Annotated in this window: 13 protein-coding genes and 1 pseudogene; 4 read left to right on the top strand and 10 right to left on the bottom strand. The window is 38.8% G+C overall.

Going from position 1 to position 12,465, the window contains the following annotated elements; all coding sequences use genetic code 11:
* Positions 1-4 precede the first annotated feature (4 nt).
* On the bottom strand, positions 5-1,018 hold the full coding sequence (locus tag JCM15457_RS10150) for a Gfo/Idh/MocA family protein (protein ID WP_034989746.1): 1,014 nt from the start codon (positions 1,016-1,018) through the stop codon (positions 5-7).
* Between the two features lie 259 nt (positions 1,019-1,277).
* On the opposite strand from JCM15457_RS10150, the gene JCM15457_RS10145 reads away from it, so the two are divergent.
* A complete protein-coding gene (locus tag JCM15457_RS10145; protein ID WP_081778253.1) occupies positions 1,278-1,673 on the top strand; it encodes a DUF4828 domain-containing protein in 396 nt (131 codons plus the stop codon).
* Positions 1,674-2,240: 567 nt separating this feature from the next.
* On the opposite strand, the gene JCM15457_RS10140 is transcribed toward JCM15457_RS10145, so the two are convergent.
* The 3 genes from JCM15457_RS10140 to JCM15457_RS10130 form a co-directional block, all read right to left on the bottom strand.
* A complete protein-coding gene (locus JCM15457_RS10140; protein ID WP_034989745.1) occupies positions 2,241-2,600 on the bottom strand; it encodes a hypothetical protein in 360 nt (119 codons plus the stop codon).
* Complete coding sequence (locus JCM15457_RS10135) at positions 2,590-2,979, bottom strand: TetR/AcrR family transcriptional regulator (RefSeq protein ID WP_034989743.1); 390 nt, start codon at positions 2,977-2,979, stop codon at positions 2,590-2,592. The genes JCM15457_RS10140 and JCM15457_RS10135 overlap by 11 nt, the downstream gene beginning before the upstream one ends.
* Positions 2,980-3,375: 396 nt before the next feature.
* A complete protein-coding gene (locus JCM15457_RS10130; RefSeq protein ID WP_034989742.1) occupies positions 3,376-3,987 on the bottom strand; it encodes a nitroreductase family protein in 612 nt (203 codons plus the stop codon).
* Positions 3,988-4,086: 99 nt separating this feature from the next.
* Here JCM15457_RS10130 and JCM15457_RS10125 point away from each other — a divergent pair, with 99 nt between their 5' ends.
* The gene (locus JCM15457_RS10125) at positions 4,087-4,404 is read left to right on the top strand and encodes a winged helix-turn-helix transcriptional regulator (RefSeq protein WP_034989741.1); all 318 of its coding nucleotides are present in this window, start codon (positions 4,087-4,089) and stop codon (positions 4,402-4,404) included.
* A gap of 256 nt (positions 4,405-4,660) precedes the next feature.
* Here the strand turns inward: JCM15457_RS10125 and JCM15457_RS10120 are convergent, their stop codons facing one another.
* Positions 4,661-5,305, bottom strand: a complete 645-nt coding sequence (locus JCM15457_RS10120) for an SAP domain-containing protein (RefSeq protein WP_034989740.1) — start codon at positions 5,303-5,305, stop codon at positions 4,661-4,663.
* Between the two features lie 306 nt (positions 5,306-5,611).
* On the opposite strand from JCM15457_RS10120, the pseudogene JCM15457_RS12735 reads away from it, so the two are divergent.
* Together JCM15457_RS12735 and JCM15457_RS12680 are read left to right on the top strand one after the other, a co-directional pair.
* Positions 5,612-5,737 (top strand): annotated as a pseudogene (locus JCM15457_RS12735) (terminase); the annotation flags it as partial.
* An 8-nt stretch (positions 5,738-5,745) separates the two neighbouring features.
* Positions 5,746-5,967, top strand: coding sequence for a recombinase family protein (locus JCM15457_RS12680; protein ID WP_152537317.1), 222 nt, complete (start codon positions 5,746-5,748; stop codon positions 5,965-5,967).
* A 695-nt stretch (positions 5,968-6,662) separates the two neighbouring features.
* Here JCM15457_RS12680 and rlmD read toward each other — a convergent pair.
* The 5 genes from rlmD to gatC all read right to left on the bottom strand — a co-directional run bounded on the left by rlmD (position 6,663) and on the right by gatC (position 12,386).
* On the bottom strand, positions 6,663-8,039 hold the full coding sequence (gene rlmD / locus JCM15457_RS10115; RefSeq protein ID WP_034989739.1) for a 23S rRNA (uracil(1939)-C(5))-methyltransferase RlmD: 1,377 nt from the start codon (positions 8,037-8,039) through the stop codon (positions 6,663-6,665).
* 69 nt (positions 8,040-8,108) lie between these two features.
* On the bottom strand, positions 8,109-9,152 hold the full coding sequence (locus tag JCM15457_RS10110; protein ID WP_034989738.1) for a diacylglycerol kinase: 1,044 nt from the start codon (positions 9,150-9,152) through the stop codon (positions 8,109-8,111).
* A 35-nt stretch (positions 9,153-9,187) separates the two neighbouring features.
* Entirely contained in the window at positions 9,188-10,618 is a 1,431-nt protein-coding gene (gene gatB / locus JCM15457_RS10105; RefSeq protein ID WP_034989737.1) for an Asp-tRNA(Asn)/Glu-tRNA(Gln) amidotransferase subunit GatB, read from the bottom strand.
* On the bottom strand, positions 10,618-12,081 hold the full coding sequence (gatA, locus tag JCM15457_RS10100) for an Asp-tRNA(Asn)/Glu-tRNA(Gln) amidotransferase subunit GatA (protein WP_034989736.1): 1,464 nt from the start codon (positions 12,079-12,081) through the stop codon (positions 10,618-10,620). The genes gatB and gatA overlap by 1 nt, the downstream gene beginning before the upstream one ends.
* A gap of 2 nt (positions 12,082-12,083) precedes the next feature.
* Complete coding sequence (gene gatC / locus JCM15457_RS10095) at positions 12,084-12,386, bottom strand: Asp-tRNA(Asn)/Glu-tRNA(Gln) amidotransferase subunit GatC (protein ID WP_034989735.1); 303 nt, start codon at positions 12,384-12,386, stop codon at positions 12,084-12,086.
* Positions 12,387-12,465 lie beyond the last annotated feature (79 nt).

Below are 12,465 nucleotides of genomic sequence, written 5' to 3'. Positions count from 1 at the left end.
CTCTTTATTGTATATATTTTGAATCCGCATCGAAATATAAGTGTGCGCTGGTGCGCAAATCATACATGACACGATTTACTTGAACAGCGACCGCCAGCCAATCGTCCATTTGCTGCCATGAATCCAGCGAGGTTGGATCATTCAAGACACTCGTAAAATCTTGAACCTCTGACAACATCGGATTTTTGTCAACCTCTTGTGTCAAGTCACGTTGACTGCCCTGGCCGTCAAACAAAGTTATCTTTTTCAATTCCGCTGCATTGTCCATCACGATCGTCTCTTTTAAACCATACACTTCACTTGCGAGGTAAGAATTGGCAGTCTTCCCAAAATTCAAATTAACTTGATAATTCGGATATTTCAGGATTGCGGTTCCCTTCCCATCAATTCCATTGTGCAATTTAGTTGGATAATAGACAACCTCTTGGGGGACACCGAACCAAGATACTGCATTGTAAACAAGATAGACACCTAGATCTTGCAATGCTCCTCCAGAAAACCGCGGTGAAAAAACATTTGGTTCATTTCCAGCTAGAAAACTATCATAGCGTGATGAATACTTCATATACGTCAGCTCTGCGCCTTGGATGACATCCATTTCCTTTATCTGCTGCTTGAGCATTTTGAAATTGCGTTCATGAAAATGACGTGCGGCTTCAAAGTAATAGACACCTCTATTTTTGCGTAGCAGCTTAATGATCTCGCGCATCTCTTTTGGATTCGAACACGCTGGCTTCTCAACAATGACATGTTTTCCTGCAAGAATAGCTGCTCGTGCTTGCTCAAAATGCAGACTGTTAGGTGAAGCGATGTACACTACTTCGAATTTTCCTTTTTTAAAAAAGCTTTCTAAATCCGTATAACATTCTGCATCATTTGTAAATTTTTGTGCAAAATCTTCAGCCTTAGTCAACGTTCTTGAATAGACACTTGCCAGCTGCCACTCTTTTGTTTCAAGCACTGCTTCAATAAATTGCTCTGTTATCCAATTGGTTCCGATAATTCCCAATTTCAGCATCCTAAGTTCCTCCTTTTTTAATCGCTTTCTATCCATTATTGTAGCAGAAATTGCATACTGCGTATATATTACAGATTTCATGTTCTTAACATAATCATTACAAACGACAACAATATTTCATTTTCATCATGTTACTGTTAAATTTCAATTCATTAGCTACTTTGTGCTATAAAAGATGTTATATTAGTTTTGAAGATATGTGGTAACTTGTACAGTTCCGTTGTCTATCCAGCAGTACCCAAGGAGGGGCATTTTTATAATGAAACCCGGAAAAATAAAGAAGTTTAGCTTACTTCTAAAGAAACACCTTTTTAATCACCTTCCAGCTGATAATTCTCATAGTCAAAATACAGTTTTGCCGTCCCTTTATGTCGGGATCTGGAACTTTTTTGATGAACTTAGTCATCGGAAACATCAGTTGGAAATCACACCAGCATTTGACATATTGATAGACAATCAAAAACTGCCAGGCAGCATTCAACATATAGACACGAAGGAGCTTATTTTTTTGGATAATTATGGCTATCATTTGCGTATTGATGCCACCGACTATCAACCAATCAGTTTATTTGATGAAGCTGATAACCGTGTCTATCCGATTAATACCGTCACTCTTCCTGAGAGTTATGATAATAAAAAAAATAAGCTTAACTAAAAAATATATATGCAGCACAAGTCAGTAAGTTTAAATGCTGACTCAGCCTAACATAACAAACATCCTAAACTCTTTACTTTGAAGAATTTTGAATTAACATGAATAACTTTGGCTCGCGAATACGTTTATACACAAATGGGCGGAGCAAAGTTTATAAAGTGAATCCTCCAAAGTGGCATAAACTCAACCTAGAGTTTCACTTTCTTTTAAGAGAAACTGAAACTTAGTGGGCGCAACTGACTTGTCGCCACAAAAACCACATCTCCAAGTTTGAGCTTGGGAGAAAAGTCAAATTCAGGCTATTCTCATGGCTAGATGACACTTGACCATCTTTATTCATACAAGGCTATCTGCGACCTTATCTCGTTTAGGATAGAGCCTTTTTTATAACAAAGGTTCTGCTACATATTATAGATAGCAACGTCCTAAATCCAGTTACCCTGTGAGTTAAAAATAAAGCCAGAAAAACAACGACTTTGGTGATAAATAACACACCTATGTTTTCCCATTGAGCCTTCAACTTGTTCTGCCTAATTTTCACGTTCACTAATCTGTCAGAAATAAAAATTAAATCTGATTTTCAATAATATTATTAATTTCATCAACTGATTTACGTGCTTCTTCAACCCCTAAAATTAGTCGTGTATACTCGTCATTTCTCAGCTGGATAACAACAGGAATACTAGAACGTTTGATGTTAAAAAAAGTTTTTTCATTGTTTTTACGGAATGTCCCTGCATAATATCCTGGAACGCTTGTTCCCGGTGCCTTCAGTCCCCGTGATTCATTGAGAATTCCCTCGTCGATCGTTGCTCCAGCTACATTACACAAAGGTATTTCTAAGCGACGTTTTATAGCAAATATTTTGTTGATTCCTTGCGGAATTACCACTAATTTTCCATCTGTAATCGTTATTCTATTTTCCATTATTCAGATTCCCTCCTGAGAGATGACTTCGTTTCAATATGGCTTCACCTAAAAGCTCTGCGATGTTTAAGAAAGAATTTTCTTCATACCAGTACTCTACAAGTTTCTTGACAGCTTTATCTTTTGCAGTTAATTCCATCATCGCAATGATGACTAAATTAATTGTGGTTTCACTATCCTTTCCCTGCTTAATGTTTTCCGCCAAAGCAGCACTAAACATTCCACGCTTACTGCCAAAGGCTGAGTAAAGACTCCCACGCAAAAGACCAGTAGCTTTCACTAAATCATCAAGTGATGTTCCTTCAAACCCATATTCTATAAAAACATTACTTATAATTACTAATATTTCAGCTTGCTGAAAACCTTTTTTTCTTCCCATGACTCTATTTTAGATATATTTGACCAATCAGTCAACAATTTTTTTGACTAATAAATTAAAAAGGGGACTGCGCTAAAAGTGAAGTCCTCTATAATAGTTAGACAAAAATCTCCGTCTAGCTTCAAATTACTCATAGCAAAGTACTCGCTATGTTCGTAATTTCGAGTTAGTGCTCAAATTTACTCGACTTTGTACTGCCTTATTTCAATTCAATATTTTGTTGGTATCAGCCGAAATTTTCTGTTCCCTGTCTACTATCGCGATAAATAGTTTCATAGTCTGTGGATCTTTTTTTACCCATCCCGAATCATCATTATGTCTCTGAAAAACAAGCAAGCCGTATTCTTTGTTTTTATAAGTAAAATAAAGATTCTCGATGGCAGTATGTCCTTTTCCTTAGTTAATAATTATAGTAAAATTCTTAGCTTTTTCTCTAATATGCTTATGCCCCTCAGTAAGTGGTTTTCCAACAGGGAGAAGCATAATCGGCGACAAAGTTTTATCAATATCCAAGCTGACAAGTACCTCGTTGAAATCAACGCCTCTCATTGGAACAGAATCATATCCAAAAGTCCGAATCACATGCATCAGATTCATGCTGAATAGGCCCAGATCTAAACGTAAACCAGGTTCTTCTCTATCCTCTGGATGCATTGCAAAGTACGCTTCAATTCTTTTCTGCTTGTTCCCAGCTTGATCTTCGGAGATAAGCTGGTGTTCAATACTATTCTGCACTAGTTTCTTTACTTCGTATAGCTTTTTATCACCCAAGATCAAAAATACTGCCGCTGCTTCTGCCACCTGTTCCTGACCGAAAGACAATTTTTTTAGCTTATTTTTCAAAGCAGTACTTTTGACGACAATAACCTTCCACGGCTGAGAATTGTTGTTTGAGGGTGCATTTGCAGCATGATCTAAGATTTCTAATATTTTTTGATCGCTGATTTTCACTCCTGGCACAAAATGACGAATTGATCTCCTATTATCCAAGTTATTTAAAAAACTCATTAACAGCACATCCCTTTTTTGTTATAAAATAATTGTAGCGGTAAAATGTTGCAATAAATAGAACGCACATTTTTGTAACCTAAAAAAAGGAGTTAAATCATGCAGTCGACAAACGATTGGTCTTGTGGTATTTCAAAAGTGATGGATATTTTTGCTGGGAAATGGAAACTTAATATTCTTTGGTTAGTTCACAACGACGAGGGAATTCGCTTTAACCAACTTAAAGATAGAACTATTGGCATCACCAATATCATGCTGACTAGATCTCTTGAAACCTTAATTTCTGAAAAACTTATTTTCAACAAGCAAATTGGAGATAAACCACCATTCAGGTCTGAATACTATTTAACAGCTAAGGGAAAAAGTTTGGTTCCGCTTATGCAATCCCTAAATGATTGGGGCAAAAACAATTTGTGATCAAAGTTATTTCTTTATACACAAACTGGAATGTGACAATAATTGATAACCTTTGAATATGGGTATTTAGCGCTTAACCGAAAAAAGCTATCTATCAAAGCATGTATTAACGAGCGTACTCAAATAAAGGCAAAATATCAAAACGCAAAGCGAATTTCGACTTAATTCGCAAGATAGTTCAGGAAATACGGGCGTGCTATTTTTTGCATTATAAGTTTCCAATAACTTGCAAACCTATTTAGATTGACACTTATCTTCATTTTAAATAGCCTTCAATTTCAGCGGCACAATTCTCTAGCAATATTGCGGTATATTTTTTCTCCTGTTTACTTTTTTTTACATATTGCCATAAGATAGCTGCCACTTTAAGACGGTCATTATATTGCGTGGTTTTTGAATCTAAGAAAAAATCACGCACAAAATTATTCCACTGGTATGTCTGTTCTTCAGAAACAGCTGCAATTTGTTCTTTGTCCCTGCTTAATTTTAAAGAACGTTTAATCAAGTCTCCCACCGTCAATTCAGTGTCATTTTCCTTTTCAGCTTGTCGTTTAATCATTGCCATTTCTTTTTTGAAAGAAAACTTCTTTACTCCGAAGTAAGACGAAAAAAACTTGCGTGCCTCGTTATTAAAAGTAAAACCCGTACCGATAACTTTGGTATCAAGCCTGATTTGATTTGCAGTTAGTATTTTTCTTCTAGTTCTAGTCACAAAAGGACGACTCGCTCTTATTTTGGAAACAGAAATACCAGAAAGGTATTGTTCAAGATAGAAATTTAATTCTGCTTTTGTTCCTGAAACTGGCAGTTTAAGTATGCGACATAATTCAACTAACTCGGTTTTGTAGTAATACTTCTCTTTAAATTCTGCCAAATCCGCTGGTACAGCAATTTTTCTCATCAGTTTCAACCCTCTTCTTTTATTTATCAACCCTTGCCTTTTATATTTATTATTATATTTTATAAATTTAAATACAATATAAAAAAGCCTAACAACTTAGAATAAATCTTCTTTGAAAAACATTCAAAATCTCCTTAAGGTAATCTGGAATTTTACCCGCCATCCTTGCTTAAATTTATCTTCCGCCACATCAGCTTTGATTATCATAATTTTTTTGATTTAGAACTTAGATACTGTATATTTCTTTAGATTCATGACGAACTGTCAAATCAAGCGCAACTTTGTCCCAAAGAAAACTTCAGATGGACTCTTCCAGCCGGTAATGTCAAACTCGATAAGGCCAAACCTACTGAAAAGATCGATCGTTTTGTGGCGACCATTATAGGTCTAGATCGAGCAGTTCGAAATGAGGGCAGCGGCGACTCAGTTTACGCTGGTCTATTCGCAAGCAGGCTGCAAGTGGCGACTTCAGAGTATCGTCCGCCCCATATGGTTATGACATTCAGGATGGCAATTTAATTGTTAACCATGCTGAAGCTAGAATCGTAAAATCGATCTTTCAGCAATTTCTGCACGGCACATCGACTAATCAAATTGCTAAAAAACTGAATGCTCAACACCTCCCTACACAGCGTGGTCATCATGGTAGAGCAATACAATGATTAATATTCTTCGCAATATCAATTACACCGGTGACATGCTCTGCCAGAAGACCTACCGTGATGACCAATATCATCGGAACTTTAACCACGGAGAATTAGCACAATACTTGATTGAAGAACACCACCATCTCCCAACGTTACATGGAGTTCACGTTCAAAGATGGTTAAAAAATTAAAGTTAAGATGTAAATATTTAGTCTATGCGTCATTCAACTATTTTGGCTGGGTGCTCTCTCTTCTTTCTTTAAGGCTTTGTCCACAGTGTCGCCCCAAGCCTTTTTGCTACATCGCAAATATCTGGTCCACTCAATCTTGCCATAGCTATTTTAAAATTAGAAACACTTAAATAAGAATCAGTATTTGATGATTCAAAATCACCAAATGGTTCATCACCATCAAGCACTTCAGCTTTTTTTATTCTTTAATAACTTATATTTTTCTAGATTCATATACCTTGCATCCTCCCCAGTAATTAAATCATACATTGAATATACTACTGCCCCACAGATTTCCTATGCTATAAAGCCAAACACTTATTATGTCGCAGCACATTAATCAGCTCAATCGGCAAAATAAGACATAGAGAGCTCAATTCTCCAGTAAAAAATAGAAAAAGTGTACTAATTCCAATCAGCAAGAAAGGAAAAAGTACACTCTTCATCATCTATAAATGTCGTTATAACCCGGTTTGTCGCCTATTTTTCTGCCCGTTCAAGGACCGTAACAGACTCAACATGCACCGTCTGCGGAAACTGGTCAACTGGCTGAATCGGCTGTGCGACTTTGAATCCTTTTTCAAGGAACAACTGTAGATCTCTAACCAAAGTTGCGGGATTACAGCTGACATAAACGATCTTGTCAGGTCCCATCTTAACCGCACTTTCAATCAAACTTTCAGCAAGTCCCTTGCGTGGGGGGTCAACGACGATAACATTTGGCTTGATTTCCTGTTCTTCCCATTTCTGCATCCATTCTTCTGCACTTCCAGTTTCGAATTGTACATTTTCAATTTCATTGGCGGCTGCATTTAATTTGGCATCAATTACCGCCTCAGGAACGATTTCCACCCCATAAACCTTTGCTGCTTTAGCTGCTAAGGTCAATGAAATTGTTCCGATCCCGCAATAAGCATCAATCACAGTCTCTTTGCCTGTTAAGTTTGCCCCTTCAACGACCGCTTTATAGAGTTTCTCAGTTTGAAGCGGATTTACTTGATAAAATGAATGTGCTGAGATATTAAAGGTTATTCCATTCAGTTGGTCTTTAATTTGTTCTTTACCCGCTAATAGCTTATCTTGCTTGCCCAAAATTACATTAGTGGATGCTTGATTAACATTTTGAATAATGCTGCAAACATCTGGACACTTTGCTTGGATTGCTTCCACAATCTGTTCCTGCATTGGAAGTCTCTTTGATCGTGTCACAAGGACCACCATGACTTCATGTGTATAGTAGCCTCTTCGAACCATGATATGTCTAATGACACCATTATGTTTGCGTTCATCATAGGCTTCTATGTTAAATTCACGTAAAATATCACGAACTTCTTTAATTACTTCATCAATTCTCTTATCTTGAATAAGAAAGTCTTCTAACGGAACAAATGTGTGGCTATTTTTCTTAAAAAAGCCCGTTTCCAATTTCCCATTGACTGCTCTGACCGGTACTTGTGCCTTATTGCGATAATGATAGGGCTCAGTCATCCCAATGGTTGGTGCGACCTTAATTCCTTCTAAGTGAACCTTACTGAGCAACTCCACTATTTGGGTACGCTTAAATTCAAGCTGCGCTTCGTAGTTAAGATGCTGCAATGGTGCAATGCCGGTTTGCAGATACTGATTTTCAGTAACTTCAACACGCTGTTCACTTGTACTCAACCGTTCTATGACTTTAGCAAAGCCGTAATTTTTGGCAGCTTTAAGTACATGAACTTTTACTCGTTCTGTTGGCAGCGCATTTTCGATAAACAACGGATAATGTTCAACTTTAGCCACCCCCATGCCTTGATACGTTAAATCTTCAATAGTAACTGTCAATTTCTCATTTTTATTTACTGGTGCTTTGTTTCCCATATTTTTCTCCTCTTTAATAAAAAACACCACGGCTCTTATCAACAAAAAAGACCGCGATGTTTTTTCTGATTACTTTTTCTCTTTTTTCCCAACTGTTCCGTCGCCATTCATATCTTCACCGATTAGATCTTCCACACTTTCAACAAAATGCTGACTTGCGTCTATCTCTTCCGGAGTTTTGTCTGACGAAGTAATTGCTCCCTTAGGGATTTTCTCAGTATTAGCGAACATTTGAATGTGCTGCTCTAAGTTCTTGAAAACCATAGGTGCATCTCCACCATATTCGCCATCAATATTGATCATCATTTTATCATCAACAGGTTTAGCTATCAGCTTCGAGGTTTTCACATAAAGTATGCGCGAATCATTAATGTGTCTGCCGCCGTTTAGAACCATTGTCATCAACTGCAATATTTCAACAAGATTGCTTGTTTTAACAACAATCAGCGTAAATTTACCGTCATCCAAAGATGCATCTGGCACGATTTGCTCAAAACCGCCAATAGAATTCGTTAAGGCTAGTAGGAACATCGATGCCTTTCCATCAAAAATTCCGTTATCATATTCTAAGTGCATTTTTATTGGTTTAATCCGCGGCAGCATTTCAGCGCCCTTTACGAGATATGCCAGATAGCCAAACAAAGACTTGAACTGTGAGGGGACACCATAAGTTAACTCTGTCAATAAGCCGCCACCGGCAATGTTTACGAAGTACTTCTCCCCAGCTTGACCGATATCCATGTTGACTGTTTGTCCCTTAGCGATGACCTTAGCTGCGGCGACTGGATCTTCCCGCGGTATTCTCAACGCACGCGCATAATCATTGGTCGTTCCAGCTGGAATGATTCCCATTTTGGGGCGCTGCTTAAGTGGCGCGATCCCATTAACAACCTCATTGATTGTTCCATCTCCACCAGCTGCAACAACCAGATTAAAACCTGCGCGTGCCACACGTTCAGCTTCATTGCGTGCAGAATCAGGTTCAGGTGTTGTCTGAAAAGCACTAGTTTCGTATCCAGCACGTTCCAAAATATTTAAAATTTCGACTAGATCATTTTTCATCGCTTCACGACCTGAAGTTGGATTATAAATAATCCTACAACGCTTTTGCATCACTAACTCCCCTTGCGTTCAAGATTAGGTTACGCTTAAAGCTGCTTTAAGCTTGCTATCAGTAATTGGTTAACAACTTTGGGATTGGCCTTTCCCCGTGTTTGTTTCATAATCTGACCCACTAGGAAACCAATCGCACGGTCCTTACCGTTTTTATAATCTTCGATTGATTTTTCGTTGTTTTGCAGCACATCATCGATAATCGGTTGCAGTACAGCCGGATCCGACAATTGAACAAGACCTTTTTTCTCGACCCAAACCTTTGGCTCACTGCCGTTTGTAATAATTTCTTTAAAGACCTTTTTGGCTATTTTGGAAGAAATCGTTGCGTCTTGAATCAATTTAATCATAGTTGCCAGATGTTCTGGAGTTAATTTTGTCTCTAACAAACCAATCTGATTAGCATTCAGATACGCATTAACATCCCCCATCAGCCAATTACCAGCCAACTTGGGGTCTGCTCCTTGCGCAACAGTTTCCTCGAAGAAATCCGACATTTCCTTGGTTTGTGTGAGAACATTGGCGTCATATTCTGGCAATCCCCAGTCATCAACATAACGTTTGCGTCGTTTATCTGGCATTTCAGGGATCGAATTCTTAACTTCCTGCACCCACTCATCCGAGATATGTATCGGTGGCAGATCAGGTTCCGGGAAGTAACGATAATCACTTGCCCCTTCCTTAACACGCATCAAAACAGTTTCACCTGTAGCTTCGTCAAACCGACGTGTTTCCTGTCTTATTTTATCGCCAGCCATCAAAACCCTTTGCTGACGTCTAGATTCATAATGTGCTCCTTTGCGGACATGTTCGAATGAATTAAGGTTCTTCATCTCAGTTCTGGTTCCCAACTTATCAGACCCGATTGGGCGTACAGAAACGTTGACATCAGCACGCATTGAGCCTTCTTCCATCTTTACATCCGAGATGCCGGTAAATTGAATTATTTGACGCAAACGAACCAAGTAAGCATAGGCTTCTTCAGCAGAAGCAATATCCGGCTTCGATACAATTTCAATCAAAGGGGTTCCTTGACGATTAAGATCAACATATGAATAGCCGTCAGGGTTATGTGTGTTCTTACCAGCATCTTCCTCGACATGCATTTCTTCGATCCCTATTTTTTTCTTGTGTCCATCAACTTCAACTTCAAGCCAGCCGTGACGCCCAATCGGCGTTTGAGCCTGTGTAATTTGGTAAGCTTTTGGATTATCAGGATAGAAATAGTTTTTACGGTCAAAATGGATATCTCGTGTAATTTCGCAATTCAAGGCTAGCGCAGCACGCATTCCAAACTCAAGAGCACCCTTGTTAACCGTCGGTAACACCCCTGGGAAAGCCCAGTCAACCACATTAGTATTAGTGTTAGGTTCAGAACCATACTGCACGGGAGCTGGTGAAAAAGCCTTCGAATTTGTTTTCATCTCAATATGAACTTCCAGACCGATCGTTGTTTCAAAATTCATTAATTTTGCCCTCCAATCGTTGGTGCTTGTTTATGAAATTCGGTTTCTTGTTCAAAAGCATATCCTGCCCGATACATGGTTTTTTCATCAAACTGATTTGCAATTAATTGCAATCCGATCGGCAAACCTTTACTGTAGCCCGCAGGAAGCGACATCCCCGGTAAGCCCGCAAGGTTTACCGGAATAGTCAGAATATCATTCATATACATTGTAACAGGATCCTTAATATCCTCACCGATTCCAAATGCTGTTGTTGGTGTTGTTGGTCCCAATATTAAGTCATATTCAGCAAATACTCGTGCAAAATCTTGACAGATCAAAGTTCTGACCTGTGCAGCTTTTTTAAAGAATGCGTCATATGTACCAGCAGACAGAGAAAATGTTCCAAGCATGATCCGGCGCTTGACCTCATCACCGAAACCTTCAGACCTTGATTTTACATAGACATCTTCCAAGTTCTTAACATTCTGAGCTCTGTGTCCATAACGAATTCCATCAAAACGCTGCAGATTAGATGATGCTTCTGATGAGGCAATAATATAATAAACAGGTACACCGTATTTACTGTGAGGCAAGCTGACCTCATCTACAGTTGCTCCTAATTTTTCAAATACCGTAATCGCATTTTTAACTGCCTTTTTAATATCAGCAGCGACACCCTCACCTAGGTATTCCTTGGGAACTGCAATACGCATTCCCTTAACCCCGCCATCTATTCCTTGCGTGAAGTCCGGAACTTCGCGCTTCGAGCTGGTAAAATCACGCGGATCTGCGCCGCTAATTGCATTTAAGAGTGTAGCGTTATCTCTAACACTTCTTGTAAATGGTCCGATTTGATCCAAGCTGGACGCGAAGGCTATTAGCCCATAACGTGATACACGACCATAAGTTGGTTTAACACCGACAATACCATTAAAGGAGGCTGGTTGCCGAATCGAACCACCAGTATCAGAACCAAGAGAAGCTACTACTTCACCAGATGCAACTGCCGCTGCTGAGCCACCGGAAGACCCGCCAGGTACTTTAGTCTGATCCCAAGCATTTTTCGTTAACTTAAAAGCAGAGTTTTCTGTCGAGCCACCCATAGCAAACTCATCCATATTGGTTTTGCCAATCGTAATTGCTTTAGCAGCTTTTAACTTTTCAATGACTGTCGCATCGTATATCGGGTCAAAATTTTCTAAGATCTTGCTTGCAGCTGTTGTTTTCAGTCCTTTGGTCACAATGTTATCTTTAATTCCAAGCGGAATTCCTGATAAAACGTTAGTAGCATCAACCCCTGCTTCGTCAACTTCTGCTGCTTGTTTCAAAGCTCCTTCTTCATCAACACTCAGAAAGGCATCTACCTTTTGTTCACGTTCTTTGATTGTAGCAAGAGTTTCCTTTGTCAGATCAGTTGCACTGATTTCCTTTTTCACAAGTAAATCATGCAAACTTGTTAAATCATTTGCAAAGTAGTTCATTACTATGCCTCCTCGCTTTCATCGATAATTGCTGGAACTTTGATAAAACCATCTTGATGATCAGGTGCGTTTTTCAGCAATAATTCACGGTCTGTGCCTTTGACCGCCTTGTCCTCACGCATTGTATCAACAGCGTCAGTAACGTGTGTTGTCACCTCAACGCCCGTTGTGTCAACATCACTGAGTTGTTGGACCATGTTGATGATCTCACCCATTTGCCCAGTAAACTTTTGTAATTCTTCTTTTGAAAAAGCAAGTTTAGCCAAGCCGGCGACATGTGCTACTTTGTCTTCACTAATTGCCATTTATTCTCCTTCTTTCTTCGTTTATAGTTTTATTTTAGCATATCTGATTAGTCAAGTGCGTTGTTGAAATAAATTCAGC

Source organism: Liquorilactobacillus sucicola DSM 21376 = JCM 15457, assembly GCF_000612445.1.
GTDB lineage: Bacteria > Bacillota > Bacilli > Lactobacillales > Lactobacillaceae > Liquorilactobacillus > Liquorilactobacillus sucicola.
This window is presented reverse-complemented; position numbering and strand designations above follow the sequence as displayed.

Excerpts from the sequence above, each read along its gene's own strand:
- rlmD (WP_034989739.1), bottom strand. The coding sequence starts at position 8,039 with ATGGGAAACAAAGCACCAGTAAATAAAAATGAGAAATTGACAGTTACT.
- gatC (WP_034989735.1), bottom strand. The coding sequence starts at position 12,386 with ATGGCAATTAGTGAAGACAAAGTAGCACATGTCGCCGGCTTGGCTAAA.
- JCM15457_RS10120 (WP_034989740.1), bottom strand. The coding sequence starts at position 5,305 with ATGAGAAAAATTGCTGTACCAGCGGATTTGGCAGAATTTAAAGAGAAG.
- JCM15457_RS10150 (WP_034989746.1), bottom strand. The coding sequence starts at position 1,018 with ATGCTGAAATTGGGAATTATCGGAACCAATTGGATAACAGAGCAATTT.
- JCM15457_RS10140 (WP_034989745.1), bottom strand. The coding sequence starts at position 2,600 with ATGGAAAATAGAATAACGATTACAGATGGAAAATTAGTGGTAATTCCG.
- gatA (WP_034989736.1), bottom strand. The coding sequence starts at position 12,081 with ATGAACTACTTTGCAAATGATTTAACAAGTTTGCATGATTTACTTGTG.
- JCM15457_RS10125 (WP_034989741.1), top strand. The coding sequence starts at position 4,087 with ATGCAGTCGACAAACGATTGGTCTTGTGGTATTTCAAAAGTGATGGAT.
- gatB (WP_034989737.1), bottom strand. The coding sequence starts at position 10,618 with ATGAATTTTGAAACAACGATCGGTCTGGAAGTTCATATTGAGATGAAA.
- JCM15457_RS10110 (WP_034989738.1), bottom strand. The coding sequence starts at position 9,152 with ATGCAAAAGCGTTGTAGGATTATTTATAATCCAACTTCAGGTCGTGAA.
- JCM15457_RS10135 (WP_034989743.1), bottom strand. The coding sequence starts at position 2,979 with ATGGGAAGAAAAAAAGGTTTTCAGCAAGCTGAAATATTAGTAATTATA.
- JCM15457_RS10130 (WP_034989742.1), bottom strand. The coding sequence starts at position 3,987 with ATGAGTTTTTTAAATAACTTGGATAATAGGAGATCAATTCGTCATTTT.
- JCM15457_RS10145 (WP_081778253.1), top strand. The coding sequence starts at position 1,278 with ATGAAACCCGGAAAAATAAAGAAGTTTAGCTTACTTCTAAAGAAACAC.